28 protein-coding genes are annotated in these 25,346 nt (G+C 63.1%); 16 read left to right on the top strand and 12 right to left on the bottom strand.

Features of this window, described 5'->3' with window-relative positions:
• Positions 1–3 precede the first annotated feature (3 nt).
• The 7 genes from OVA13_RS11430 to OVA13_RS11400 form a co-directional block, all read right to left on the bottom strand.
• Positions 4–1,374, bottom strand: coding sequence for a leucyl aminopeptidase family protein (locus OVA13_RS11430; RefSeq protein ID WP_267790604.1), 1,371 nt, complete (start codon positions 1,372–1,374; stop codon positions 4–6).
• Entirely contained in the window at positions 1,371–2,111 is a 741-nt protein-coding gene (locus OVA13_RS11425; RefSeq protein ID WP_267790603.1) for an HAD family hydrolase, read from the bottom strand. The genes OVA13_RS11430 and OVA13_RS11425 overlap by 4 nt, the downstream gene beginning before the upstream one ends.
• A gap of 861 nt (positions 2,112–2,972) precedes the next feature.
• Positions 2,973–4,085, bottom strand: a complete 1,113-nt coding sequence (locus tag OVA13_RS11420) for an AI-2E family transporter (protein ID WP_267790602.1) — start codon at positions 4,083–4,085, stop codon at positions 2,973–2,975.
• Between the two features lie 96 nt (positions 4,086–4,181).
• A complete protein-coding gene (locus tag OVA13_RS11415) occupies positions 4,182–4,616 on the bottom strand; it encodes a hypothetical protein (RefSeq protein WP_267790601.1) in 435 nt (144 codons plus the stop codon).
• The gene (locus tag OVA13_RS11410) at positions 4,616–5,119 is read right to left on the bottom strand and encodes a phage holin family protein (RefSeq protein WP_267790600.1); all 504 of its coding nucleotides are present in this window, start codon (positions 5,117–5,119) and stop codon (positions 4,616–4,618) included. The genes OVA13_RS11415 and OVA13_RS11410 overlap by 1 nt, the downstream gene beginning before the upstream one ends.
• A 12-nt stretch (positions 5,120–5,131) precedes the next feature.
• The gene (locus OVA13_RS11405; protein WP_267790599.1) at positions 5,132–5,500 is read right to left on the bottom strand and encodes a hypothetical protein; all 369 of its coding nucleotides are present in this window, start codon (positions 5,498–5,500) and stop codon (positions 5,132–5,134) included.
• 79 nt (positions 5,501–5,579) lie between these two features.
• A complete protein-coding gene (locus tag OVA13_RS11400) occupies positions 5,580–7,043 on the bottom strand; it encodes a Do family serine endopeptidase (RefSeq protein ID WP_267793516.1) in 1,464 nt (487 codons plus the stop codon).
• Between the two features lie 593 nt (positions 7,044–7,636).
• Here OVA13_RS11400 and OVA13_RS11395 point away from each other — a divergent pair.
• From OVA13_RS11395 to OVA13_RS11345, 11 genes are all read left to right on the top strand, one after another.
• Positions 7,637–9,787, top strand: coding sequence for an adenosylcobalamin-dependent ribonucleoside-diphosphate reductase (locus OVA13_RS11395; protein ID WP_267790598.1), 2,151 nt, complete (start codon positions 7,637–7,639; stop codon positions 9,785–9,787).
• Positions 9,788–10,224: 437 nt separating this feature from the next.
• Positions 10,225–10,842: a hypothetical protein gene (locus OVA13_RS11390; protein WP_267790597.1), complete on the top strand. Its 618-nt coding sequence runs from the start codon at positions 10,225–10,227 to the stop codon at positions 10,840–10,842.
• Between the two features lie 108 nt (positions 10,843–10,950).
• Complete coding sequence (locus OVA13_RS11385) at positions 10,951–11,751, top strand: TSCPD domain-containing protein (RefSeq protein ID WP_267790596.1); 801 nt, start codon at positions 10,951–10,953, stop codon at positions 11,749–11,751.
• An 18-nt stretch (positions 11,752–11,769) separates the two neighbouring features.
• A complete protein-coding gene (locus tag OVA13_RS11380; RefSeq protein WP_267790595.1) occupies positions 11,770–12,534 on the top strand; it encodes a RelA/SpoT domain-containing protein in 765 nt (254 codons plus the stop codon).
• The gene (locus tag OVA13_RS11375; RefSeq protein ID WP_267790594.1) at positions 12,531–12,794 is read left to right on the top strand and encodes a hypothetical protein; all 264 of its coding nucleotides are present in this window, start codon (positions 12,531–12,533) and stop codon (positions 12,792–12,794) included. The genes OVA13_RS11380 and OVA13_RS11375 overlap by 4 nt, the downstream gene beginning before the upstream one ends.
• A 135-nt stretch (positions 12,795–12,929) precedes the next feature.
• Positions 12,930–14,399 (top strand): coiled-coil domain-containing protein, encoded by a 1,470-nt coding sequence (locus OVA13_RS11370; RefSeq protein ID WP_267790593.1) that lies wholly within the window; start codon positions 12,930–12,932, stop codon positions 14,397–14,399.
• A gap of 62 nt (positions 14,400–14,461) precedes the next feature.
• Positions 14,462–16,222: a P-loop NTPase fold protein gene (locus tag OVA13_RS11365; protein ID WP_267790592.1), complete on the top strand. Its 1,761-nt coding sequence runs from the start codon at positions 14,462–14,464 to the stop codon at positions 16,220–16,222.
• Between the two features lie 363 nt (positions 16,223–16,585).
• Positions 16,586–16,795 (top strand): hypothetical protein, encoded by a 210-nt coding sequence (locus tag OVA13_RS11360; protein WP_267790591.1) that lies wholly within the window; start codon positions 16,586–16,588, stop codon positions 16,793–16,795.
• 66 nt (positions 16,796–16,861) lie between these two features.
• Positions 16,862–17,704, top strand: a complete 843-nt coding sequence (locus tag OVA13_RS11355; RefSeq protein ID WP_267790590.1) for a hypothetical protein — start codon at positions 16,862–16,864, stop codon at positions 17,702–17,704.
• 425 nt (positions 17,705–18,129) lie between these two features.
• Positions 18,130–18,801 (top strand): hypothetical protein, encoded by a 672-nt coding sequence (locus tag OVA13_RS11350; RefSeq protein WP_267790589.1) that lies wholly within the window; start codon positions 18,130–18,132, stop codon positions 18,799–18,801.
• Between the two features lie 212 nt (positions 18,802–19,013).
• Entirely contained in the window at positions 19,014–19,370 is a 357-nt protein-coding gene (locus OVA13_RS11345) for a hypothetical protein (protein WP_267790588.1), read from the top strand.
• A gap of 88 nt (positions 19,371–19,458) precedes the next feature.
• Here OVA13_RS11345 and OVA13_RS11340 read toward each other — a convergent pair whose 3' ends face one another.
• The 3 genes from OVA13_RS11340 to OVA13_RS11330 form a co-directional block, all read right to left on the bottom strand.
• On the bottom strand, positions 19,459–19,665 hold the full coding sequence (locus tag OVA13_RS11340; RefSeq protein WP_267790587.1) for a hypothetical protein: 207 nt from the start codon (positions 19,663–19,665) through the stop codon (positions 19,459–19,461).
• Positions 19,666–19,832: 167 nt separating this feature from the next.
• Positions 19,833–20,303 carry a YybH family protein gene (locus OVA13_RS11335; RefSeq protein ID WP_267790586.1) on the bottom strand — a complete coding sequence of 157 codons (471 nt, stop codon included), beginning with the start codon at positions 20,301–20,303 and terminating at the stop codon, positions 19,833–19,835.
• Positions 20,304–20,692: 389 nt separating this feature from the next.
• Complete coding sequence (locus OVA13_RS11330) at positions 20,693–21,310, bottom strand: FMN-dependent NADH-azoreductase (protein WP_267790585.1); 618 nt, start codon at positions 21,308–21,310, stop codon at positions 20,693–20,695.
• 130 nt (positions 21,311–21,440) lie between these two features.
• Between OVA13_RS11330 and OVA13_RS11325 the strand changes: the two genes are divergently transcribed.
• The 5 genes from OVA13_RS11325 to OVA13_RS11305 all read left to right on the top strand — a co-directional run bounded on the left by OVA13_RS11325 (position 21,441) and on the right by OVA13_RS11305 (position 24,129).
• Positions 21,441–21,797 (top strand): winged helix-turn-helix transcriptional regulator, encoded by a 357-nt coding sequence (locus tag OVA13_RS11325; RefSeq protein ID WP_267790584.1) that lies wholly within the window; start codon positions 21,441–21,443, stop codon positions 21,795–21,797.
• A 215-nt stretch (positions 21,798–22,012) separates the two neighbouring features.
• Positions 22,013–22,366 (top strand): hypothetical protein, encoded by a 354-nt coding sequence (locus OVA13_RS11320; RefSeq protein WP_267790583.1) that lies wholly within the window; start codon positions 22,013–22,015, stop codon positions 22,364–22,366.
• 108 nt (positions 22,367–22,474) lie between these two features.
• Positions 22,475–23,155: a hypothetical protein gene (locus OVA13_RS11315; protein WP_267790582.1), complete on the top strand. Its 681-nt coding sequence runs from the start codon at positions 22,475–22,477 to the stop codon at positions 23,153–23,155.
• Positions 23,152–23,571, top strand: a complete 420-nt coding sequence (locus OVA13_RS11310; protein WP_267790581.1) for a hypothetical protein — start codon at positions 23,152–23,154, stop codon at positions 23,569–23,571. The genes OVA13_RS11315 and OVA13_RS11310 overlap by 4 nt, the downstream gene beginning before the upstream one ends.
• Before the next feature lie 204 nt (positions 23,572–23,775).
• A complete protein-coding gene (locus OVA13_RS11305) occupies positions 23,776–24,129 on the top strand; it encodes an FKBP-type peptidyl-prolyl cis-trans isomerase (RefSeq protein ID WP_267790580.1) in 354 nt (117 codons plus the stop codon).
• A 104-nt stretch (positions 24,130–24,233) separates the two neighbouring features.
• On the opposite strand, the gene OVA13_RS11300 is transcribed toward OVA13_RS11305, so the two are convergent.
• Positions 24,234–24,563: an HNH endonuclease gene (locus OVA13_RS11300; RefSeq protein ID WP_267790579.1), complete on the bottom strand. Its 330-nt coding sequence runs from the start codon at positions 24,561–24,563 to the stop codon at positions 24,234–24,236.
• Between the two features lie 195 nt (positions 24,564–24,758).
• Positions 24,759–25,340 carry a pyridoxamine 5'-phosphate oxidase family protein gene (locus OVA13_RS11295; RefSeq protein WP_267790578.1) on the bottom strand — a complete coding sequence of 194 codons (582 nt, stop codon included), beginning with the start codon at positions 25,338–25,340 and terminating at the stop codon, positions 24,759–24,761.
• Between the last annotated feature and the right edge of the window lie 6 nt (positions 25,341–25,346).

The raw sequence follows: 25,346 nt of genomic DNA, 5'->3' as shown, positions 1-25,346 counted from the left end.
TGGTCAACCGCCGTAACGCGCCTTCAGCATCGCGTAGGCACTGCGCAGGGCCAGCGCTTCGCCGCCGGCGGGGCGACCGGCGCGGTCGCTGTCGTTCCAGGCATACACGTCCAGGTGCGCCCACTTCATGCCTTCCGGCACGAAGCGCTCCAGGTACAGCGCGGCGGTGACGGCGCCAGCCATGCGCGAGCCTGCGTTGGCCAGGTCGGCGATGCCGCTGGTCAGGTAGCGCAGGTAGGGGCGCCACAACGGCATGCGCCACACCGGGTCGCGCGTGCGCTCGCCGGCGCTGATCCAGTCGTGGGCCAGCGCGTCGTCGTTGGCGAACAGCGCCGGCAGGTCCGGCCCCAGCGCGATGCGCGCCGCGCCAGTGAGCGTGGCGAAATCCAGCAGCAGCTCGGGGGACTGCTCGCCGGCATAGGTGAGCGCATCGCACAGGATCACGCGGCCTTCGGCGTCGGTGTTGTCGATTTCCACGCTGACGCCCTTGCGGGTGGCGATCACTTCGCCGGGACGGAACGCATTCGGACCGATGCTGTTCTCCACCGCAGGCACCAGCAGCGTCAGCCGCACCGGCAGCCGGCGCGCCATCACCAGCTGTGCCAGCGCGATGGCATGCGCGGCACCGCCCATGTCCTTCTTCATGTTGCGCATGCCGTCGGCCGGCTTGATGTCCAGCCCGCCGGTGTCGAAGCACACGCCCTTGCCGACCAGCGCGACATGCGGATGCGCGGCATCGCCCCAGCGCAGCGCGATCAGGCGCGGTGCACGGTGCGAGGCGCGGCCGACGGCGTGGATGGCGGGGAAGTTCTGCGCCAGCAGCGCATCGCCGGCGATCACCTCGACCTCGGCGCCATGCAGCTGCGCCAGCTCGCGCGTGGTGGCTTCCAGGTCATCCGGGCCCATGTGCTCGGTCGGCGTGTTGACCAGGTCGCGCACGCGCACGCTGGCGGCCAGCAGGTCCAGGGCTTCGGCTTCGGCCTGCACCAGCACCAGGCGCGCAGGCTTGCGCGGCGGGGTCTTGTAGCGGTCGAACCGGTAGCTGCCCAGGCCCCAGCCGAGCTGCAATGCCGTGCGTGCGTCGCCGGGCAGGTCGGTGGCCAGCTGCCAGTCGCCTGCCGGCAGGCCGAACGGTGCATGTCCGTACGAATACGCGTCGAGCGGATCGCCGATGCCCATCACCGCACCCGCCAGCCCGGCGTCGCCCGGCAGCAGCAGCAGCGAACCCGGCGCCGCCGTGAAATTCTGCGCGTCGAGCCAGGCATTGACCGCCGGCGACTGCGTCGCGCGCCAGCCGGCCAGCTGCGTGCGTTCCAGCACATGCAACGGGCGCGCATTGGCGGAGGAATCGGTGTAGGCGAGGGCGGCAGTCATGCGGCGGCGTGTTCCGTGGCGAAAGAAGGGTGCGCGTCCAGCCAGTCGGCCAGTGCGGTCAGGGTGTCGAATTCCAGGTCCGGGCGGAGTGCGTCATGCGGCCAGGCGCGCGCTTGCCCGTGGTGATCCTCGGGCCGGTTGATCCAGCAGCTGCGCAGGCCGGCGCGCAAGGCACCCACCACATCCATCTCGATGTGGTCCCCCACATGCAGCACTTCGGCAGGTGGCACGCCCAGCAGGTCGCAGGCGGCATGGAAGATGCTCGCCTCGGGCTTGGCCGCGCCGTGCTCGCGGGAGTGGATCTTGTGGGCAAACAGGTGGTCCAGCCCGATCCGCTGCAGGTCGGCATTGCCGTTGGTCACCGCGGCGATCGGCAGGCGCGCGGCGATGCGCTGCAACGCGTCGAGGCTGTCGGGGTAGTACTCCACCTGGTTGCGGGCGGCGTAGAAGGTCTCGTAGGCCGGTTCCAGCAGGGCCATGTCGGCGCCACTTTCCTGCAGTGCGCGCTGCAGGGTCATGCGCCGCAGGGCGCTGAGGTCATGGACCAGCTGCGGGTGGTTGCCGAACACCTCATCGCGCAGGGCGCGCATGCGTTCGACCGGGAACATGGAGGCGGTGGCGGGGCTGTGTTCGCGCAGCCAGTCGTCGAGCACGCGTTCGATGCGCGCGCCGATGGGGGCGAACGGCCACAGGGTGTCGTCGAGGTCGAGGGTGATGGCGCGGACAGGAAAGCTCATCGAGGCGATTTTACACCCCAGTCCCGCTTTGCCCCTCATCCGGCGCGGATCGAGCCCATTTCCCTGCGGCGACCGAAGGAAGTCCTGTGGGAGAGAGGGGTTGGGGGTGACGAAGCCCGCCTGTGCGGACCTTGAGCGTGTCCAAGGGCGCATCGTCGCTTTAGGGTCTTGGGCCTGGCGGGATGGTTGTTTTAGTACGCCAGCATGGCGCGCTCGCCGCGGGGCCCTACTTTTCTTTGCTTGTGCAAAGAAAAGTAGGCAAAAGAAAGCACACCCCGGCGGTCCGCCCGCCGCAAAGCGGCGGGTGCGCAGTCCCGGCGGGAATTTTCGTAAGGGCCATCCTGGCCCATACGAAAACGGCGCACGTCCTGTGCGCCGCCCCGTTGGGGTTTTACCCGCCGGGACTGCCGGACCTCAAGGGCCCCAGGAGCCGCACGCGAAACATCGTGAGCGGGCTTGGTTTTTGCTCTTGCCTTTGGGCTCCCTTGAGGCACGGCGAGTGGGCCGGGTAAAACCCGAAGGGCGCCGCCATGGATGGCGGCGTTTTCGTATGGCACAGGATGTGCCTTACGAAAATTCCCGGCCCGCTCGCGGACCCGGAGCGCGCAGCGCGGAGGGCGTGCCGCCTGGGGTGTGTTTCTTTGCCTACTTTCTTTGCACAAGCAAAGAAAGTAGGGCCCCCGCGGCGAGCGGCACCATGCGTGACCTAAAGCAGACACACCGGAAGATGCACGCAACCGGTTCATCGCAGGTGGGCGTTTTCAGTCAGTCGCGGATGTTGTCAGAACGCCGGCTTATCGGGGTTGGCTGACTCGGTGCCCCTCACCACAACCGCAGGAAGATGGCTCAAGAACGCAGGATTCACTCCAGCAACCGCGCCCACCCCTCCATGCCCTCCACCCGCGCCAGCACCAGCTTCACGCACACCAGCAACGGCACCGCCAGCAACAGCCCCACGATGCCCCACAGCCAACCGAACAGCATCAGCGCCAGGATCAGCACCAGCGGCGACAGCGCCATCCGCCGGCCCAGGATGATCGGCGTGACGATCTGCCCCTCGATCGTGTGCAGCACCAGGTAGACGATGGCCGGCAACATCGACTGGAACGGCTCCTCGAAACTGATGAACCCCACCAGCAGCATCGCCACCATCCCGATCAGCGGGCCCACGTAGGGCGCGAAGTTCAGCAGCGCCGCCATCGTGCCCCACAGCAGCGCCTCGGCCAGCGGCAGGCCCAGCAGGTACAGCGCCGCGGAGAACACCAGGCCCACCACCGTGTTGATCACGCTGATGGTCAGCACGTAGCGCGAGACCTCGCGCTCGATCGACTGCAGGATGTCCACCGTGAACTTCTTCTGCTGCCGTCCGGGCAACAGCGCGATCGCGTTGCGTTGCAGGTTCTCGCCATAGACCATGAAGAAGAACGTCAGCAGCACCACCGCCAGCAGCGAGGCCACCACGCGCGGCGTCGCCAGCAGCTTGCGATACGGGTCTTCCTCGGTGTGCACGATCTGCGGTTGCTTGCCGGTCTGCCCGCCCGCCGCGCGCGCGAAGCTCTCCGCCGCCTTGTTCGCGTCCTGCACGGGCTTGGTCAGCTCGCGCAGCTTGGGCGCCAACTGCCGCATCTCGCGCGGTGCCTGCTGTGCCCATTCCATCGCCGACGGCAGCATCTTGTTCGCCAGCAACCCGGCCACGGTCATCCCGCCGACCAGCACGATCAGCGCGCCCACGAAGCGCGGCACGTACAGCCGGCGCAGCACGCGGATGATCGGGTTGCCCACCAGCGCGAAGAACATCGCCAGCAGCACCGGCAGTACCACGTCCTGCGCCGCCCACAGGGTGTAGCCCACCGCCAGCACCGCCAGCACCATCAGCGGCATCGAAGCGCGCGGGCGCGGGGGCTGTGCGGTGGGGTCGGGCAGCGGTTGGATGTCGTCGGGCAGCAGGTCGTCGGGAGCGGACGGAATACTCATGGACTGCCTGTACGCGGAAGGTGGGCGATTATGACCACACCGATTGTGCGGAAGGCGTGAGTCGCCACGATGCCGGCGCGAATGCGCGGCGGCCGGTCAGCGCTCGGACAGCTCGGTCGCCGCTTCCGCCGGGCGCGGGGCGGTGACGACCACCTCGTCCTCGTCGAAGGCCTGCTCCACCGCGGGCTCCTCGCCGGCGTAATAGTCGCCTTCGGCGTGGGCCTGCGCATCCTGCGCGGTATCGGCGGCCTGTTCGGCCTGCTCGGCGGCGCTGGCCGCCTGCGTGCTGGCCATCAGGCTGGAGACCGCCGCGAACATCTGCATCCAGCGCGCACCCGTCAACGCGCCCAGCGGTTCCGCACGCCCCACCACGAAACCGCTGACCAGCCCGGCGATGACGATGCGGCCCGGCGTCCAGCCGGCGCGCCACGCGGCCTTCAACGTCGTCCACTGCACCTGCGTGTGCACGGCGCGGCGCTCGACCCGCTGTTCGGCGCGTTGCACGTTGTCGAGCAGGCGTTCGAAGCGCATCACGCGCCTCCGTGGTCGGCGGCGCGCGGGTCGTGCGCGGTGCCGGGCGGCGGATCGTCCTCGACGATCTCGTCCTCTTCGAACAGTCCCATCCGCGACAGCTGGCGACGCGTCGCATGCATGCCGGTGTAGTCGAAGTAGCGTCCCACCTTCCAGGCGGCGAACACCGTCACCACCAGGCTGAGGAACGCCGCCAGCGACAACGACTGCAGCCACGAGAAGCCGGACCGCTGCATCAGCGCGATCATCGCGCCGGTGACCAGCAGCCAGCCCGAGGCACCGAAGATGATCGCCACGCACGCCCAGGCCAGCCCGCGGCCGAACGCACTGCGCGCCAGCGCGAAGTCGGCTGACATCAGCGCACGGAACGCCCGGCCGGTGTCCTTCGCGGAGCGGTAGGCCTCGCGTCCTGCGCCGCCGACCACGCGGAGCGTCTCGTCCAGCCCCGGGGGGGCCGGACGCTCGTCGTCAGGCGAAGTGGGATCGCGCGGGGCGTCGCTCACGGCGTGGGCGGATTACTTGTCGCTACTGCCGCGTGCCAGCTTGGCGATGATCCAGCCGGCGGCGAAGGCCACGCCGAACGAGGTCAGCGGACGCTCGCGGATCAGTTCCGCCGCGCTGTCGACCAGGTCGCGGCCCTTGTCCATCAGTACGTCCATCTGTTCGCGCGCGGCGCCACCGCCGGCCTCGGCGGCCGCCAGGCCCGACAGCGCACCGTCGGCCAGTTCGGATTTCACGTTGGCCTTGCCGAGCTTCAGCTCGTCGCCGGCCGCGCTGGCCGCGCCCTTGATCGCTTCGCTGGCGGCCGAAGCGGCCGACTTCAGGTGCGAACCGGCTTCGCTCAGGTTGGACTTCAGCGCATCGGTGGAAGTGGGGGTGCTCATCGTGCTCTCCTGCGGGTGAGGGATGGTGCCACTCTAAAGCAACGCGGTGAACGGGCTGTTATGCCCGTTCCGCGTCATATCACTGCATCAGCAGGCGGCCGCTGCTGCGTCCGCGCAGGATCTGCAGCACCAGTTGCTCCGGCTTGCGTTCGAAGCTGGCGCGGAAGCCGGCCAGGTCGGCGAACTCGCCATTGCTGCCGGCGATCACCAGGTCGCCCGGGCGCAGGCCACTGTTCCAGGCCCGGCTGTTGCGCGCCACGTTGCTCACCTGGATGCCGCCCTGGCTACGCACCATGCTGCGCAGCACCTGCCGCGACGCCTCATCCAGTTCCTTGAACGACGCCCCGGTCAGGCGCGGGTCCAGCGTGGCGCCGTCGGCATCGCGCACGCCTTCCTTCAGCGTGGCCACCAGCTGCAGCGGCTTGCCGTCGCGGCGCACGTCCAGCGTCACGCGGCTGCCCACCGGCTGCAGGCCTTCGAAGTTGTGCAGCGCCGCGCGGTTGTCCACGCGCTGGCCATTGGCGGCCAGCACCACGTCGCCGGCCTGCACGCCGGCCGCCGCCGCCGCCGAGCCGGGGTACACCCGCGCCACCAGCGCGCCACGCGGCACGTCCAGGCCCAGGCCCCGCGCCATGCGCTCGTCCACGTCCTGCGATTCCACCCCCAGCGTGCCGCGGCGGACCACGCCGTTGTTGGCGACCAGCTGGTCCTTGATGTTGCGCGCCAGGTTGATCGGAATGGCGAAGCCCAGGCCGATGTTGCCGGCCATGCTGCCGCGCGGATTAAAGCTGGCGGTATTGATGCCCACCAACTGGCCCTGCAGGTTGACCAGCGCGCCGCCGGAATTGCCCGGATTGATCGACGCGTCGGTCTGGATGAAGTTCTGGAAGCCCGCCACCGGAATCCCGCTGCGGCCCACCGCCGACACGATGCCCGAGGTGACCGTCTGGCCCAGTCCGTACGGGTTGCCCATCGCCACCACGAAGTCACCCACCTGCAGCTGGTCGCTGTCGGCCAGCGGGATGGCGGTCAGGTTGCCGGCCGGGATGCGGATCAGCGCCACGTCGGTGTCCGGGTCCGAGCCGATGAACTCCGCTTCCAGCGTGCGGCCGTCGCTCAGCGTGACCGACACGCCGTCGGAGTTCTCGATCACGTGGTGGTTGGTCAGCACGTAGCCGTTGGCGGCATCGACGATCACGCCCGAGCCCAGCGCGCGCTCCACCCGTTCGCGCGGCATGTCGGGGATGCCGAAGAAGCGGCGGAAGAACGGATCGTCCGCCAGCGGCCCCAGCGGGCTGGCCACCCGCACCGTCTGCCGGCTGTACACGCTGACCACCGCCGGGGTGACCTGCTTCAGCATCGGTGCCAGCGACGGCAGCGACTGGCCGTTGACTGACGCCGGCAGCGCGGCGGCCGCGGGCACCGCCGCGGCCGGCGGCGCGGCCAGGGCCGGTTTCTGCATCAGGTCATTCAGTCCGGTGGCGGCAAAGCCACCAAAGGCGGCGGCCGCGGTCAGGGCCATCAGGGTCGGGAACGGGCGCAGCGATCGTTTCATGTCCGGTAGGCGTCGTGTCGGGCAGGGAAAGAAGAGGTCGGCCGGCCTTGGCAGGGCGGCCTTCCAAGCTGAATGAGTCTGCGCATCGACCCCTAAACCGGCAATGAAGTTCATCCGCCCGGCCCCTACTGCTCATGCCCGGCCGGTGTGACGGACGGCAGAAAAAATCCTGTCAATCCGGTTGACAGCCGCAACCCCCGGGCGTAGTTTGCTTTCCTCGTGCTGCCACTACATGTTGCGGTCCAGCACGAAGCGGACCCAAGCACTGGTGTTTTCCTCCGGCAATATGCTTGGGAATTCGGGCGCCATCTGGGGATTGGCGCATGCGGCGAGGGTGGCTGTGGGTAAGCGAGCGATTGCAGGGCCCACCAACACATTCCGGCAACCTGGGCGACGCATCCTGTGCGGCTGCCTGCGGAGCCGTCGCTGCCGTCCTGCTTCGTGAGGTACCCCGCCCGGTCCGGCGTCATGGCCGTCCGGCGACAGATGGTTGAATCACCCGGTTTCAAGACAACACCCGCTTCCAGACAGCACGTTCCCAGACAACACGTTCCAGTCGTTTTTAGGAGAAGAACACAACCATGAGTACGGTGCGCCTCGAGGCGGTCAAGACGGAACACCCCGCGCTGATTCCCATGCAGCCGGCCTCCCAGGACATCTGGGACAAGAAGTACCGGTTGAAGACCAAGCAGGGCGAGGCCCTGGACGCCGACATCGACGGCACCTACCAGCGCGTGGCCCGTGCCCTGGCCGACGCCGAGACCACCCCCGAGAAGCGTGCCTACTGGTACGAGCGTTTCGTGTGGGCGCTGCGCCGCGGGGCCATTCCCGCCGGCCGCATCACCTCCAACGCCGGCGCCCAGCAGCACAAGCCGGCCACCAGCACCATCAACTGCACCGTGTCCGGCACCATCGAGGACTCGATGGACGGCATCCTGGACAAGGTCCACGAAGCCGGCCTGACCCTGAAGGCCGGCTGCGGCATCGGCTACGAGTTCAGCACGCTGCGCCCGAAGGGTGCCTTCGTCGCCGGCGCCGGCGCGTACACCTCCGGCCCCATGTCCTTCATGGATATCTACGACAAGATGTGCTTCACCGTCTCGTCGGCCGGTGGCCGCCGCGGCGCGCAGATGGGCACGTTCGAAATCTCCCACCCCGACGTCAAGGACTTCATCCGCGCCAAGCGCGAAGACGGCCGCCTGCGCCAGTTCAACCTGTCGCTGCTGATCACCGACGGCTTCATGGAAGCCGTGGACACCGACGCCGACTGGCCGCTGGTGTTCCCGGTGAACATCAAGGAGAAGGGCGACATCGACGTCGAGGACGCCGCCCAGGTGGTCTGGCGCGAGTGGCCCACCCACAAGAACTACATCGTCCGCGACGACGGCCTGGTGGCCTGCAAGATCTACGGCCACATCCGCGCGCGGCACCTGTGGGACATGATCATGGTGTCCACGTATGACTACGCCGAGCCGGGTTTCATCCTGATCGACCGCGTCAACGAGATGAACAACAACTGGTGGTGCGAGACCATCCGCGCCACCAACCCGTGCGGCGAGCAGCCCCTGCCGCCCTACGGCGCCTGCCTGCTGGGCTCGGTCAACCTGACCACCTTCGTGCGCAACCCGTTCACCGACCAGGCCAGCTTCGACTGGGAGGAATACAAGGAAGTCGTGCGCGTGTTCACACGCATGCTCGACAACGTGGTCGAAGTGAACGGCCTGCCGCTGGAACAGCAGCGCGCCGAGATCCTGCGCAAGCGCCGCCACGGCATGGGCTTCCTGGGCCTGGGCAGCACGCTGACCATGCTCAAGCACAAGTACGGCAGCCCCGAATCCTGCGAGTTCACCGAAGCCATCGCCCGCGACATGGCCGTGGCCGGCTGGGAAATGGGCCTGGCCCTGGCGAAGGAAAAGGGCGCCGCCCCGATCATGGACGAGCTGTTCACCGTCACCGCCGCCATGCTGCGCCAGCGCCCGGAAATGGCGAAGGACGGCTGGAAGCTGGGCCAGGAGATCCCCGGCAAGGTGCTGCACGCCAAGTACAGCCGCTACATGCAGCGCGTGGCCAGCGTCGCCCCCGACCTGGTGGACGAACTGGCCGAAGTGGGCAGCCGCTTCACCCACCACAGCTCCATCGCGCCCACCGGCACCATCAGCCTGTCGCTGGCCAACAACGCCAGCAACGGCATCGAGCCCTCGTTCGCGCACCACTACAGCCGCAACGTGATCCGCGAAGGCAAGAAGTCCAAGGAAAAGGTCGACGTCTGGTCGTACGAGCTGCTGGCCTACCGCGAACTGGTCAACCCCAAGGCCATGCCGTTCAGCGATGACGCCGACGCCAGGCTGCCGGATTACTTCATCTCCGCCGACGACATCAGCCCCAAGGAACACGTCGACGTGCAGGCCGCCGCGCAGAAGTGGGTGGACAGCTCCATCTCCAAGACCGCCAACGTGCCCACGGACTACCCGTACGAGCAGTTCAAGGACATCTACCGCTACGCCCACCAGCAGGGCCTGAAGGGCTGCACCACGTTCCGCTTCAACCCCGCCGCCTTCCAGGGCGTGCTGGTGAAGGAAGCCGACCTGGAAAACACCACCTACCGCTTCGAGCTGGAAGACGGCAACGTCATCGAAGTGAAGGGCAACGAGCAGATCGAATACGACGGCGAAATGCACACCGCCGCCAACCTGTTCGACGCGCTCAAGGAAGGCTATTACGGCAAGTTCTGATCCACGGCGTCACCCCTCTCCCCGCCTGTGGGGAGAGGATGCCCGGAGGGCAGGTGAGGGGGGGCGAGCGCAGCGAGTTGCTCTTGCTCCCCGCGAAAAGCACCCCTCTTCCGTCCTTCGGCCACCTTCTCCCTCAAGGGGAGAAGGGAAAACCAAGGCAGTACCTCCCTCCCTCTCATGAGGAAAGGGAGCAACGAAACAAGGAATGCATTACCCCTCTCCCCCTGCGGGAGAGGGTGCCCCGAAGGGGCGGGAGAGGGGAGCGAGCGCAGCGAGTAACGTCTGCTCAATGCGAACAGCGCCCCTCCCCACCTTCCCCCGCACGCGGAGGAAGGGGCTTACCCGGCAAGCTTCGATTCATCGCCTTCACCGTTCCACCCCGCGCAATCGGGTATAGCATCGGCAGCGTCACAACCTACGCCCAACAGGAGGGCAGCATGAGCAACGGTAATGGTGTCACGGCGACGCTCTCCGGCGCCGCCGAGAGTGTGAAGGACAAGGCCGTGGAGATCGGCGAAGCAGTGGCCAGCACGGCCAGTGCCACGGTGGCCAAGGCGAAGAAGGCCGCCAAGAAAGCACAGAAGACGGTGAAGGCCGACCTCGCCAAGGCGAAGAAGGCCGTGGCCAAGCGCACCGACAAGGCTACCAAGGCGGTCAAGAAGACCGTCGCCACGGCCAAGAAGAAGCTGGCCGCCGCCAGTGCCAGCGCCAAGGCCGAAGCGGCCAGCCTGCAGAAGAAGGTGACCGGCAAGAAGCCCGCCAAGAAGACGGCGAAGAAAGCCACCAAGAAAACGGCCAAGAAGGCGACCGCCAAGAAGGCCACCGCCAAGAAGACGGTGAAGAAGGCCACCAAGAAGGTCGCCAAGAAGGCCACGGCCAAGAAGGTCGTCGCCAGGAAGTCGGTGAAGAAAGCAGCCAAGAAGGTCGCCCGCAAGGCGCCGGTGAAGAAAGCGGCCAGGAAGGCCGCACCCAAGAAGGCGGCCAAGAAAGCCGTCCGCAAGGCAGCCCCGAAGAAAGCCGCGAAGAAAGCAGCAAAAAAAGCGGCCCGTAAGTAAGTGCTCCACTCCCTCCCCCGTCCGCGGGGGAGGGTTGGGGTGGGGGCAGGCCCTCAGCGCCTACCCGCCCCGTCACCCATAACAAGACAAGAACAGGATTCCACCGTCATGGCCGTCAAGATCGACAAGAAAATCAAGGGCTACAGCGTCCTCACCCCGGAAGACAAGGCCCGCGAGGCCGCGCAGGCCGTCACGGCCGCGTCGGTGAGCCGCGCCACGGTGGAAGCGGAGCTGCCGCAGGACAACATCATCCAGATGCACGAGCGCATCGAGCGCCCGGAAGTCCTCATCGGCAGCACCTACAAGATCAAGTCGCCGCTGGTGGAACACGCCATGTACGTGACCATCAACGACATCGTGTTGAACGCGGGCACCGAGCACGAGCTGCGCCGTCCGTTCGAGATCTTCGTCAACAGCAAGTCCATGGAGCACTTCCAGTGGATCGTGGCGCTGACGCGCATCATGTCCGCCGTGTTCCGCAAGGGCGGCGACGTGACGTTCCTGGTGGACGAGATGAAGGCCGTGTTCGACCCGCGCGGTGGCTACTTCAAGGCCGGTGGCGTGTACATGCCGTCGCTGGTGGCCGAGCTGGGCGCCATCGTCGAAGAGCACATGAAGTCCATCGGCCTGATCCACGACCCGCAGATGAGCGACCACCAGCGCGCCATCCTGTCCGAGAAGCGCAAGCAGTACGAAGACCGCGCAAAAAAAAACTCTGACGTAAGCGCGGCCCCCGCCGCCGCACCGGCCGCGCCCGCCCAAGGCGCCGCCGAAGACATCGCCGTCACCGGCGACGGCGCCAGCTTCCCGCCCACCGCCACGCTCTGCCACAAGTGCAACACCAAGGCGCTCGTCATCATGGACGGGTGTGCGACGTGCTTGAACTGTGGTTATTCGAAGTGCGGTTGAGCTGCCCTTAGTTCGGACATGCAGCACTCAAGAACCCAGATCGACAAACTTGGCGACCGTCTCCGCGAAGGGCTAGTCGACGCTAAGGTGTTGACGGAGTTGGAGGCTTATAGAAATTCGTTTGGTCCGGCCTATGCGCACGTGTGTGAGCGTCTCTCTGAGCTGCGGCATGAGGTGACTGGTAGGCCTGCAAAATCGACTGGCGCTATCGTTGACAAGCTGAAGAGACAGTCCTCTCGACTTAGCCAAATGCAAGACATTGCGGGTTGTCGGGTGGTTGTCGAAGACATCATTCAACAGCGCAGGGCGCTAGGCGCAATGCAGGTATATCTGGATGACCCGCAAGTTTTTGACCGACGCAGTCAGCCTAGTCATGGCTACCGGGCCATCCACCTAGTTGCAAGCTTCGATGGAGTTAAGGTGGAGGTGCAGCTGCGGACCAGGCTTCAGCATCTCTGGGCTGAAATCTCGGAACGGCTCTCTGACGTGGTAGATCCCGGGCTCAAGTACGGGATCGGAGATCCTGACGCCCTTCGCTTTCTTCAGAATATCTCGGATTCCATTGACGGAATTGAGCGAGCCGAGGGGAGGCGCCTCGCCTTGATGGCCGCAATGGATGGATCCCGTACGAACCCCAGAATTAGGAAAAGAATCAAAAAAGATCTTCGAGAGACGGATCGTCGCTTCTTCGATGGGCGCGAACGATTGACTGGATTCTTGCAAAACGTCCGAGACGAAGTTGACTTTAGATCTGCGGAGTTCCAGTTGGAGACAGTCGCATGATCTTTCTCTTGGAATACGATCGCTCCGCTGGGCAGTTGGTTTCTCTTGAGGTGTTCGACTCGACTTGTCGTGAGCAGGCGTCTAAAGCCAGGCTGGAGCTTGAGATCTCGCTAATGACGAAAGGTCTTACGCGAGAAGTCGTCGTTCTGGAAGCGGCGTCTGAAGATGCGCTTCGGAAAAGTCATAGCCGATACTTTAGGGATGTGCGGCAGATGGGTGATTCAATTGATCAAATCAATCGGAAGCCATCCAGCAGTTAAATGGGGATGAGCTAACGCGCGCGCAGCGGCGCTTGATGGAGTGGAGCCTTACTAGGAGATATAAAAATTCCCTTGCAGGGAAGTGCCTGATCCGGAGCCGAAGATTGATTTCTCATTCAAAGGATGGAGGGTGAAATGGGGCTGTTTGATAAGGGCGTTGATCCTGCGGAATACGAAAAGCTAAGGGCTTGGACAGTAGAGAGAATTGCCAGCCTTGAAAAGCAGGTAACAGCGACTGCTAACGAATCTGCCATCGATGCGCAGCGTGCATTAATCGCCGCCGAGGCTAGTAGGGCGAAAGTTGAATCGCTTGCCGAAGAAATGCAGGCTGCCATTGAGGATGTGAGAAAAGCGAAGGGGCAAGTACAAGATAATCTGGCGGAAGTTTCTTCATCTCGTAACGATTACCTGCAGGATGCAGAGTCCTTGAGGCGCAAGGCGAGTGAGTCGATTGCGCTTTTTGAGAAGATGGAAGTTGCTGAGCAGTCCACCCAGAAGCTTGTAAACACGGTCCAAGAGCGGATTGAGGAGGTCGAGCGGTTTCTTGCACAAGCTCAAGAAATTCCACCTTCTCTCGAAAATCTCAATAAGCAGGTGCTTGATGCAAATGCATCAAGCGAAAACATTAGAAGCTTATTGTCGCACTCAGTGAAAAGAAAAATGGAGCTCGACGAGGTTCACAAGGAGGTTCTTGGTCATGATGTTGAGGATGATCAAGGAAACGTAGAGCGAGTGGATGGGCTGCGAGACGAATTGAACAAGGCTTTTGAGGGTCTAAACAGCCGAGTGGTTGTGCTTGACGAAGAGGTTGATCAGAAGGTTGCTAAGGTCGAGGCGGATCAGCTTCGTCTTCGGGAGGCGCAAACTGAAGAGTTTGCTAGCTTGCTAAAAGGCGGCCGCGTAGAACTCGATGACGTGGTGGGCCAATTGAAGGCTTTGCTTCCGGGTGGCTTGGCGGCAGGGCTTAGCGCCGCCTATGAGGCAAAGAAGGAGGAGGAGTGCTCGTCACTCTCATCCCACGAGCGAAACTTCAGGTTCGCCGTAGTCGGCCTGGTACTAATATCACTGATCCCTTTTGGTGTGGATGTGTATCTGCTCGTTGGCGGCGCCACGCTCGCAGATGTCTTAAGAGATGCGCCAAAACTGATCTTTGCGATTCTTCCTCTATATTTTCCGGTTCTCTGGCTGGCCTACTCGGCAAATAAGCGTCTTAACCTCTCAAAGAGATTGATCGAGGAGTACACGCACAAAGCGGTTCTTGGAAAGACATTCTCAGGTCTCTCCAATCAAATTGAAACTCTCCCTCATGAGAGCCTTGTGAAGGAAGAATTGCGCACCCGTCTGTTGTTTAACGTCCTGCAAGTCAGTGCTGAGAATCCGGGGAAGCTAATCACCGATTACGGCAAGGCTGATCACCCTCTTATGGACGTACTTGAGAAGAGTGCGCGCCTCTCGGAGTCGGTCGATGCCCTGTCCAAAATTCCTGGAATGGCCGCTCTCGCGAAAAAGCTAGCAGCGCGGCGTGATGTCATTCTGAAGGAGCAAGATACCAAGATTGAAGAAGGACTTGCTGCTAATGACGAGGTCGAGAAAAAGCCTGTCTAGGGGTACGAAAGGCTTACTCTTTTTGCTCTACAGACTGTTCGAAGTAATTGAGGGGTCGGGGAATGAGTGCCACGCTGTCTGCGGAATATCCGTTGTCCTTAGTTCTCGATGACAGCACCAAGCCTCAAGTGCGAGCGCTACAAAAGTTTATTCTTCAAAAGACTCCATCCGTACTTGCTCTACAAGGAAAGTGGGGGCGAGGAAAGACGCACCTATGGCAATCATTGCTTAGGACTTCGACCGGTTTTGGGATGGCGAAGTACTGTTATGTATCTTTGTTTGGATTGAATTCTCTTTCGGATCTGAAGCGAAGCCTGTTTGAGAGGTCGATTCCTTCGTCCGATGCTCATCGGCCTAGCGTTGATCAGTCTTTCAATATCGAGACGTTGAGGAATTTCTGGAAGGAAAATCCCATCAGGAAAAGTACCGGTGCCCTATCAAGACTTTCAAATCCATGGACTGGAAGCCTAGGGGATCAGTGGTCCAGTGTTGCCTATGGGATGTTCAAGGATCACCTTGTCTGTCTGGATGATTTGGAACGACGCGGTGATGGTCTCCTGCTCAAGGATGTTCTGGGTGTTGTTTCTCAGTTGGCCGTCGAGAAAGGCTGCGCCGTTCTCATTATTTCGAATGTAGAGCAGCTGAATGCGCAAGATAGGATCATTTGGGCGGAGCATCGGGAAAAGGTTGTAGATCGCGCGATGACTTATGCGCCGGAAGTTGGCGCTGCGATCAGGGCCGCCTTTGGTGAGCCAAGTGATGAGTGCCAACGTGAGGCGCTCGTGATTCTAGAGAAGCTTAAAAGTAGCAATTTGAGGATTGCGTCCCGCGTCATATCGAATGTAGATGCTGCATTGGCTGAGTCTGATCCCGAGTTGCATGAGGGTGCAAAGCGGGCAATGGCGAAATCTATTGCCGTACTGACCTATTGCCATGAGGGAAGAGCAGAAGGGGCGCCGCCAGTATCGCGTGCACTCAAGCACGGTCATTGGTCTGGCGTGGCTGCCGCACTAGGTAATGATGATAGGAGTTCGGACGAGAAAGCTTGGGATGGAATCTTGGATGATGTGGCCTACTACCCGGATCAGATTGATCAGTGCTTCGCTAAGTTTGTTTCGGACGGATACTTTCCGGCTGAGTATCGGAGTTTGTTGAAAGATTTTGATCGGAAGCATCGTGCCGAGGATGTCGCCGCTGTTTACAGTGCGGTTTGGTCTGAGTTTCACGACGGCTACGGCGGCGACGCAGAACTTTTTGCAGGCAGGTTTTATGAGGCGACACTCGCTTCTGCTCAGTACGAGAGTGCACTGAATATAGATTCGAGCATATGTCTGCTTAGGGAGCTCGATAAAGATGCCTGGGCAGAAGAGTGCGGCGCTGCATGGGTTGCCTCAAGATTGCCTCTAGCGGGACCCATGTTTCAGATGAAGGAGATTGAGCTGTTCAGGCCGATCCGAGATGCATGGTTTAGGGCGAGAGTCGAGAAAGCCCGGAATGATGCTCAGTCAACCGTCACGCTCCGGGAAGCTATGTCCAATATTTCTTCGCGTTTGGACGATCAAGAGGGTTCATATGCCGTCGTCGCCTCGTCGTCAGTAGAGGAGATTAGAGATTGGCTAATCGAGACAAAAGGCGCCGAACTTAGGAGCTCTATCAAGGGGATTCTTGATCCTTACCCAGTGGCTAGCGCGAGTGCCGCGAAGAGAAAGCTTGGTGCGGCGCTGAGACTGATTTCTCGAAGCAATCGGCTTGACCAGATCAGGGTGGCCAGACTGGCTCTGGAAGAAGGCATTGAGACTGCTGATTCTGGCGAGGCTGGATAGCCTTAGGGCATCGCGTGTCCGAGCAGAGCTTGGCTAACCGAGCCGAGGCGTAAGCCATATACTGAGCTCCGCCCCAAGAATGTAAATAGACACCACGCCATCCCCGACGCAAACTTGTCTCCAAGGAGCGTCGAATCTCCGATATTCAGCGGCACCCACCCCGGCAACTCAGGTGGGTTTTTTGTGCCCCATACACTGGGCGCTTCCGACGCAGTCCGTTCTACGTCGGGAGGGGGCGGAATAGAACACCCGAAAGGGAAATACGCCCGGCTGGCTGATTACAGCTTCGACCCTCCCGACACCCTGCGGGCGCACAGAGCGCCCGCAGGCACGCCTAGCACCCGCACGCGGAAGGACATCGCCATGACGCACGGAACGCTCATCGACCCCGGCTACAACCTGCCCACTGAGGCTCACGCCGAACTGCAGGCCCTGCGCGACCACCTGCACCTGCTGGCCCAGCTCAGCCCCCCGAAACCGAACATCCCGAAGACCTGCTGCTGCCCCGCGCCGGCCTGGCCCACCGCTTCACCCACCTGGCCGACACCGCCGACCGCATCGTCGCCGCGGTGACCGCCTGACGCATGCCGCCATAGGTGTCATATTTCTGGTTCGTCGAGCCCTACTGGAGGATCCAGCATGAGTGAAGAAGACAAGGAAGAAGGAAAGAAGAGAAATACCGATTGGCTTGCAACAGTTGCGGTGCTGGTAGTGACCCTGGTCGCCGTTCTCTACTACACCTTCACGTTTGGTCCCGACGTTTCAGACAACAAGACGGATTGGGGAACTTTCGGCGACTACATTGGCGGAATCATGAATCCTTTCATTGGATTCATAACGGTTCTTCTGGTTCTGCGAACCTTAGAGATAACGAAAGAAGAGTCAGAGACCACGCGTAAGGAGATGAAGGAGCAGAACAGGCTTCTCAAGCAAGAGCTGGACGAAACGCAAAAGTCCGCAAAGCTTCAGGAGATTGAACGATGCATGGAAGCCATTGTTAGTGAGATCAAGGAGCTTCTTGGCGGCACCTTGCCGGGCGGCTTCTACATCGGAGTCGAAGACTCAGGCGCGCTCAGAAGAACCCATACCAGGGAATCGAAATCTGTGGTGGTCGATGAAGAGGGGACGTTGGAGCTTCTGGACAACGCCATGATCGGTCCACGTGGGATGCAGGTTTTCAGCGACAACCGCGCGGCTGTGCAAAGCGATTGGAACATCTACTTTGACAAAGAAAGGCGACTCCTCATGGAGTTGTCGGTGTATTGCAATCTTCATGAGCAACTATCACCAACATACTATGCCGCCAACTACTACAAGGGGCGCGTGCAGAACTTAGCGAATTGCCTCTTTTCGGCCGAAGTGATTGCACAACGGCAGTGGGACTCGTTACTACCTCGTGCGTACACCACCGAGGAACTTGGCGGCTCTAGCGATCCAAGCCGCAACGTGTGGCTGAGCCGCCCCGAGTTGGATATGAAGTAGGGGCCGTGAGATCGTTAGCAGAAACAGGGGTCAGCAGAAACAGGGGTCAGAGTATCTTTTCGCAAAGGTGGCCGGCCGCGGCGACTGCCTGGACACCCTGCGCCAGGCGCTGGGCGCCCGCTTAGACCGCAAGCGGCGCACGGAAGAAGCATCCGAACTGTCGACCTGACGGCCACCCCCATCAACGCACCACGGAGCGGGCCATCGGCCCGCTTTTTATTTGGAAGGTCGCAATCAAGGCGAGGGCCGCTGCTGCACCCTGGTCTCGCTTTGGCGGCTTGTTGTCGCCCCCAGAAAACAGGGGTTTGAAGACAGGGGTCAGAGTACGTTTTTGCGCCGTGGCGCTACGGGAAAGGCACTCTGACCCCCCATTTTTTGTCCAATCGTCGCGTAAGCTACCGGCTTCAAATTCAACAGGACATCACATGCGTCGGGCCCTTCTTGGTTCAGTGCTGGTTGCCGTGCTCGGGTTGACCGGTTGCGTCGGCGCCGTGCCAGACGTTGCCAACGCCTACGGCGACCAGTTCGGCGCGGTGGAAACGTCGCTCTTCTCCGCTTGCCCCACCATCGAGGGCGTCTGGCACCTGTCCGATCTGTCGGCTGGATCGCTGGTGCAGGAAGATGGCGAGCTGGTTCCGCACTTCCGCTGGTTTGCGCCCTACCTGTTCGGCCTCTCGGCTAGTACACGGTCCTACATCGCGATTGAACCGCGACCATTGGAAACGGTGTTCTACCTCACCGACCGGATTCCTGGTGCTGGTGCTGGTGCGTCGTCGTCGGCGGCGGGATACACGACACTGGACGACACGCAGGCACCCTGCGTTGGACACGGTTGGCGGCGGATTGCGACCCGCAACCATTCATTGAACGACGCCGCCGCCCGCGTATTGGAACTTGACGTGGAAGAACCGGTAAACATCGTGCAAACCGACTATGTCGCGCGCACGGCGGACGACGAACTGGTGCTGGCGATCCGGATCGACTATTCGGGTACGGACAGTGAAGATAAGACCAGGAAAATCAACGATGGATACTGGCACTGGCTGAAGATGCCTCGCCTGCACGGGGATCCCAAAGCGCAGGGTTTCAGGTCGTGACGGCTTTGGTTCGGCGCTTGAACCAAGCACCGTAGCCCGGGTAAGCGCAGCGCACCCGGGGCGCTCCTAACTGAACTGATCCGATCCCGGGTGCGGCCGTTGGCCTTACCAGGGCTACGGGCTTCGTCTACCTCGCCGACCTCGTCGCCGCCTGACGGCATCGTCCCCGATGTCGCTGGCACCTTGCACTTCGGAAAGAGAGAACCATGGACATGAGAACCCACGTCGTTGCACTCGACGGAACACAGGCCAAGAAGTTCTGCACGCGCCTCTGGTTCGAGCTGACGATCGCCGGCCGCGCCATCTGGAGCGACAAAACACTTGATGCCGCCGCGCAGCTCAATGCGCTCAAATGGCTCAACGAGATCCAGCATCGCGTATGGGGTGCCCATGCCAGCCTTCGTCCGGATGCACTGGCGAACCTGCTAGACCGGATCATCAGCCATTGCGAGCAGGCACCGCCGCTGCAATGCTACGTCCGCATGGCATTGGACAGCGCACTCCGCGCGACAACCGGCGCCGCACCTGACAGTGCGGGCGGGCAGGGCGGACTCAAGCCGCCCATGTAGCCCAGGTAAGCGCAGCGCACCCGGGGCGCGGCGCACGGATACGTTCCGAATCCCCGGTGCGGCCTTCGGCCTTACCCGGGCTACCGGTTCACTCGTGCGGCGCGTTGGGGTCGTGGGCCTCACGCTCCACGGCGCGCGTCTTCCTTTCTTCCTCGCGCCCGTTCCAGGCGGCAAGCGCGATGGAAGCGACCAGCAGAGACAGCGCACCCGCCCGCGCCCAGCGCCCCAACGCCAGATCGAGGATCACCACGCAGGCGCCCGCTACCGCGAGCACCAGATAGATATGCCAATGCATGTTCGCGCCCCCCTGTATCCGGCACCCGGTGCAAGCGGTGATCCATGAGACGACATTCCGAGCCCAGAGCCACTCGCGCTGTGCATGACTCCCCAAGCGCAAGGCGCCCGCATCCCATCCGCAAGACAGCGGTCAGCGTAGGTTTCCCGCCTGCTCCTGCGAGCGCGCTACTGAATCAACGACTCGTGCGCCACCACGATGCGCCACCCCTCCGGCAGCTTCCGCCACACAGACGTCGCCACCACTTGCACGTTACCCTTCTTGCCATCGGGCATCGTGCTGGCCACCTCCATCGATTGCAGCGTGCTGACCACATCCGGCGCGATCACGGTGATCTCCGGCGCCGACCGGTAGCGGTACACGGCGTCGGACGTGCCGCCGGCCCACCATTCGTCCTGCTGGTCCCGCACCGTCTGCCACCCGCGCAGCGTCTGGTCGTCGAACTGCACGACCAGCGCATCGCCGCGCGAATAGAGCGCCATGAACCGGTCCGTATCGTGCGCATTGGCCGCCGCCATCATCTCGTCAAGCAACGGCATCACCTGCGCCTGCACCGAAGGCGGCGCGTCATCGGCATGGGCGTGGGCCGGCGCGAGCAGGGCCACCATCAACAGCAGTACGTGCAGCGCGTGCTTCATCGGGCATCTCCGCAGAGCATCTGAATGTCGCAGCCCACCGTCGCACCGATGCACGGCGCCCCGACGAGCCAGGCTTCCCCTGTGGCGCATCGTACACCCCAGGCCGGGCCGATCAGCAGCGCCGCGCGAGCTCTGCGTATCCCCGCAAGGTGGGCCAAGGCCCACCCTGCACATGCCAAAACAAGGGTCAGCGTACCTTTTCGCAAAGGTAGTCGGCCGCGGCGACGGCCTTCATACCCTGCGGCAGGCGCTGGGTGCCCGCTTCGACCGCAAGCGGCGCACGCAAGAAGAACCCGAACCGTCCACCTGACGGCCACCGGCATCAACGCACCACGGAGCGGGCCATCGGCCCGCTCTTCATTTCTGAAACACGCGGACAGCGCGCCTGATCACGCCGCTTCCAGCTGCTCCGCCTGCGCCAGCGCACCGGCCATCGCGGCCTGCGCGTGCTCCGGGCCCAGCCGCACGCCCTCGGCACGCACCACCTCGATGCGGGTCACGCCCAGGAAATCCAGGAAGCTGCGCAGGTAGGACTCGTGGTGCTCGTACGCCGCCACCGGCGAAACCGCCGCGTAGACGTTGCCGCGCGCCGACGCGATGATCACGCGCTTCTCGCCCAGCAACCCCTGCACGCCCTGCGCGTCGTAGCGGAACGTCCTGCCCGGCACCGCGATCGCATCCAGCCACGCCTTCAGCTGGCTGGGCACGCTGAAGTTGTACATCGGCGCGCCGATGACGATGACATCCGCCGCCAGCACTTCGTCCAGCACACGGCCCACCACCGACACGTCCGCCTGCAGTGCGCTGTCGTGCGCGGGCACGTCAGCGCCCGCCGCCACCGCCAGCAACGGCGCGGATGCCTGCGGCAGCGGCTGCGCGGCGAGGTCGCGGTAGGTGATGTCGGCGTCGGGGCTGAGCGCGACCAGGCGCGCGACCACCGCCGCGGTCAACGTGCGGCTGACCGAATCGTCGCCGGTGATGCTGGAATCGATATGCAGGATCTTCATGGGCAGGTGCCTGGTGGGGAAGGAAGTGCGGCCGCATGTCGAACGTCTCCGTGACGCCGCTGCCACCGCGTCGCGAAAATCTAGTGGCGTATAGTCGTGCCAACAAGAAGGATTGATTTGAGTACCAGGTATGCAAAACCATACTGAGCAGACGTGCGCCGGCATCGCCGACAACATCGATGAAGTGCATGGCGACATCAGGAAGGCCGTCGCCATCTTCGGCGGCAAATGGAAACTGGAAATCCTCTGGCTGCTGCACCAGCGCATGCACCGCTTCAACGAACTGCGCCGCGCCATCCCCGGCGTGACCCAGCACATGCTGACCGCGCAGCTGCGTGAGCTGGAAAGCGACGGCTTGGTACGCCGCACCCTCTACCCCGAAATCCCCCCGCGCGTGGAATACGAAATCACCGGCCAGGCCGCCCGCCTGCACCCGGTGTTCGAAGCGATGCTGGAATTCATGCGGGGTAGGCGACAGACGGGGTAGGGCGTGGAGCCCGCGTAGCCCGGGTAAGCGCAGCGCACCCGGGGTGCCTTGCACGTGGTCCATCAAGACCTCGGGTGCGGCCGTTGGCCTTAGCCGGGCTACGCGGATGTCCGCGCCCGCGCACGGTGGGCCAGCCCGCCTGCGATGCCAGAGCTGGGCTGCAAATCGGCCGGGTGGTGTGGGAAGCTTGCCCCCGGTCCCCACGGAGCACGACGATGTACCTGCAGGGAAAACCCAGCCTCAGCTGGTGGCGCTTCGCTGGGGGCATGGCGCTGGCACTGCTTCCGATCGCGCTTGTCATTGGCATACTGCTGGACGAAGGCGAAACGTACAGCGTCGTCGCGGGCGCTTGGTGTCTGGTATCTGGCGTCGGCTACGCGGCGATGCGTTGGCACGCCGTCAGAAAACAGTTCAAGGGCGATGCCGTGGAAGCGATGGCTGCGATGCGGCAGGACCCATTCGCACTGATGCGTGGCTCGCGACGTATGTCCATCCTGTGGGTGCTGGTGACATCGTTGACGGGCATCGTCGGTACGATCGTTTGGGCGCTGTGGAACAAGCTGCAATGACATCTCTGCTGCTGGCCTCCAGCCACGCTGAGCGGCGCGGGCTTGCCGCCGCCACCCAAGCCCCCTCTTCCTGACGCAATCGGCCTCGCCATCACAAGGACCCGTGGCATGTCATCCAACGACGCACTGAGCTTCACCGAACTGGATCGCCGCCTGCGAGAGATGCCGGATGGGCCGGCGTCGATCCTCGATACCCCGCGGATGTATCGGTTTGCCAACATGGTTGGCGCAGCCGCGGCGGTCTTCATGTTGATTCCCTTTCTTCTCGTTCACGTCATGACGCCGGGCAGATGGATGATCATGTGGGCGCAGATCAGTTTCTCGATATTCCTGCTCGCACTGATGCCCGGCATCGTCCGTTCCTATGGTGTGCTGGGTTGGTCGTTGTGGACGTGGCGCGCAGATCAGGTCAGTCAGCTCGACCACGACACGCCATTGTTCCGTACGATCCTGATGTGGCTGAGCCAGCGTCCGCGTACCGTACTGGAGGAGCATCAGCGCGTAGCGCGGCTTGTGCTGAATCAGATGTCCGTGAAGATCGGAATGTTTACGGGAGGTCTGGAACGACTTGGTCTGCTGCCCGTGCTGGCGTCGGCCTATCTGTTCTTCCGCAACTGGGACGAGCTGATGGACATGCCGTACTGGCAGATCATGATCGGCTTCGGATTGATTCTGCTGTACTTCGTCATGATGGTTGCTAACCTCAAGCGCATTCGCCTGCAGCTCTACGAATCCCTGCTGTCCGAAGCGCTGGCGATGAAGGGACGACGGGAGCGTGAACCGTCGTGAGCGAATCGTTCAATCCCTATGAAGCCCCGCGTGCGATGCTCCGGCAGCCTAAGCAAGAAAGAACGCCGCCAGCGATGTGGGTCATTCTTGCGCTCTACCTGGCGCATTACGCGTTCGAAATCATTGCGGTATACCGGGCGCCCGTCGCGAACATCGAATTTTTCACGCCCATAATGGTGACCATCGGCGTCTACGGTGTGGTCATGTGCTTCGCACTCTGGCGAAGACAACAATGGGCCAGGGTGTGGCTCGTGATCACTACGGTACTCACCCTCTTCCTCCTGGGCAGTATGTTGTGGCGCGGCGTGTCGATGGCTCGGTGGCCGGCCTTCCTGGCGGCGGTGCTGCGGATCGCCGTAGGTGCATTACTGTTCCTGCCGTCTGTCCGGCGCTGGTTCGCCCCCCATCGCGCGTGACATTTTCCGCAGGGGGGGCTTCAGCACACCTTCCCGACGACAATCCAGGATCCCGTAAGGTTGGCCGAGGCCGACCCTATCTACACGTCACCCTTCCGTGCACCCGAGTGCGACCTTCGGTCTTACCGGGGCTACGCAACTTCCTCGGCCGGGCGAGCGATAAACTATGCGCCCCGAATATCCGGTCCCCACAAGGAACACACCATGGCATTCACCACCACCGCTTCCGGCCTGCAGTTCGAAGACACCGTCGTCGGCAGCGGCGTAGAGGCCAAGCCCGGCAACAACGTCACCGTGCACTACACCGGCTGGCTTTACGAGAACGGCGAACAGGGCGCCAAGTTCGATTCCAGCAAGGATCGCGGCGAACCCTTCATCTTTCCGCTCGCCGGCGGCATGGTCATCAAGGGCTGGGACGAAGGCGTGCAGGGTATGAAGGTGGGCGGCCAGCGCACCCTGATCATCCCCGCCAACCTCGGCTACGGCGCACGCGGCGCCGGCGGCGTCATCCCGCCCAACGCCACGTTGAAGTTCGACGTCGAACTGCTGGGCACCTGAGCCGCGTAGCCCCGGGTAAGCGCAGCGCACCCGGGGCACCTCGCACGTGATGCATAAAGACCCCGGGTGCGGCCGTTAGGCTTACCCAGGCTAGGCCGCTTCATCTACTCGAAGATCGCGAAAGGTGCATGCCAAGTGCCACGCGCCACCCGCTTGCGGACACGAGCGGCATAGACTTCCGGCGCGAGCGCCGCGTTTCTTCGCGCATGGCGAAGCCAGTTGCAGTAGTGGCACGCCGCTACGATGTTGTCGCAGGTATCCCCACCGCCATCGCGCCGAGCGATCAGGTGCTCGGCGGTGCACTGGAGTAGACGCGAAGACTTGCGGTGGAGGCCGAGTTCTTCGGGAGAAATCTGCCACATGCGTGCACTGCAGTAATAACAACGCCCTTGCTGACGGACGAAGGCGCGTTCGCGAAGAGTTTTGAGCTTCATGATGGACTCCAAGACAGGATGAGAATCCGGTCCCCTCAGAGAGGGAGAGTCCGTGGCCTGGGTCATGACCATTCAGGCTTGCAACACCGCCGCGAGACGCGGATCGGCGATTCCTTATACACAGGGCGTCGGGGGGGTTCAAGCCGACCATCGCCCGTCAGCCACCCAGTGGTGTGCGAAGTCCCACCCTACGCGTTACGTCTGTTGCCGGGCCTGCGCCAACTGCGCCTCCAGCTGCGCGATCCGCTTGTCGCGTTCGTCCAGCGCACGCTGCACGTCTTCCGCTTCGAAGCGGACCGGGATGTACTTCGGGCAATTCCAGTCGAAAGCTTCCACATGGATCGTCATCGTGCGCTCGGTACGTCCCGCGCCCGGTGACTCCTCCACGCTCAAACGGCCCAACAGCTTCAGCCGCTGCCGGTGCGTGTAGTCCATCAGGATCAACGCCACGCGATCGTCCTGCGCCAGATTGCCCACGCTGATGAACTGCCGGTTGCCGGGCAGGTCGGTGAACGACAGCGTCGTGGCATCGACCACCCGCAGGAAACCGGGCGTGCCGCCGCGGTGCTGCACGTACGGCCAACCGGTTTCGGACACGGTGGCCATGTAGAAACTGCGCTGGGCATGGATGAAGGCGGCCTCGTCGGCCCCGAGTTCGGCATTGCGGACCTCGTCGCCGGACTCGAAGGCCCGCGCGTACTGCGCACGGCTGCCGTCGCGTGCCTGCACGTCGCGTACCGCGGGGGTGAAGGCGATATGGGCGAACGCGTGTCTCATCTTCTT

Origin of the sequence: Pseudoxanthomonas sp. SL93, from assembly GCF_026625825.1 — a bacterium.
In the GTDB taxonomy this organism is placed as follows: domain Bacteria; phylum Pseudomonadota; class Gammaproteobacteria; order Xanthomonadales; family Xanthomonadaceae; genus Pseudoxanthomonas_A.
This window is presented reverse-complemented; position numbering and strand designations above follow the sequence as displayed.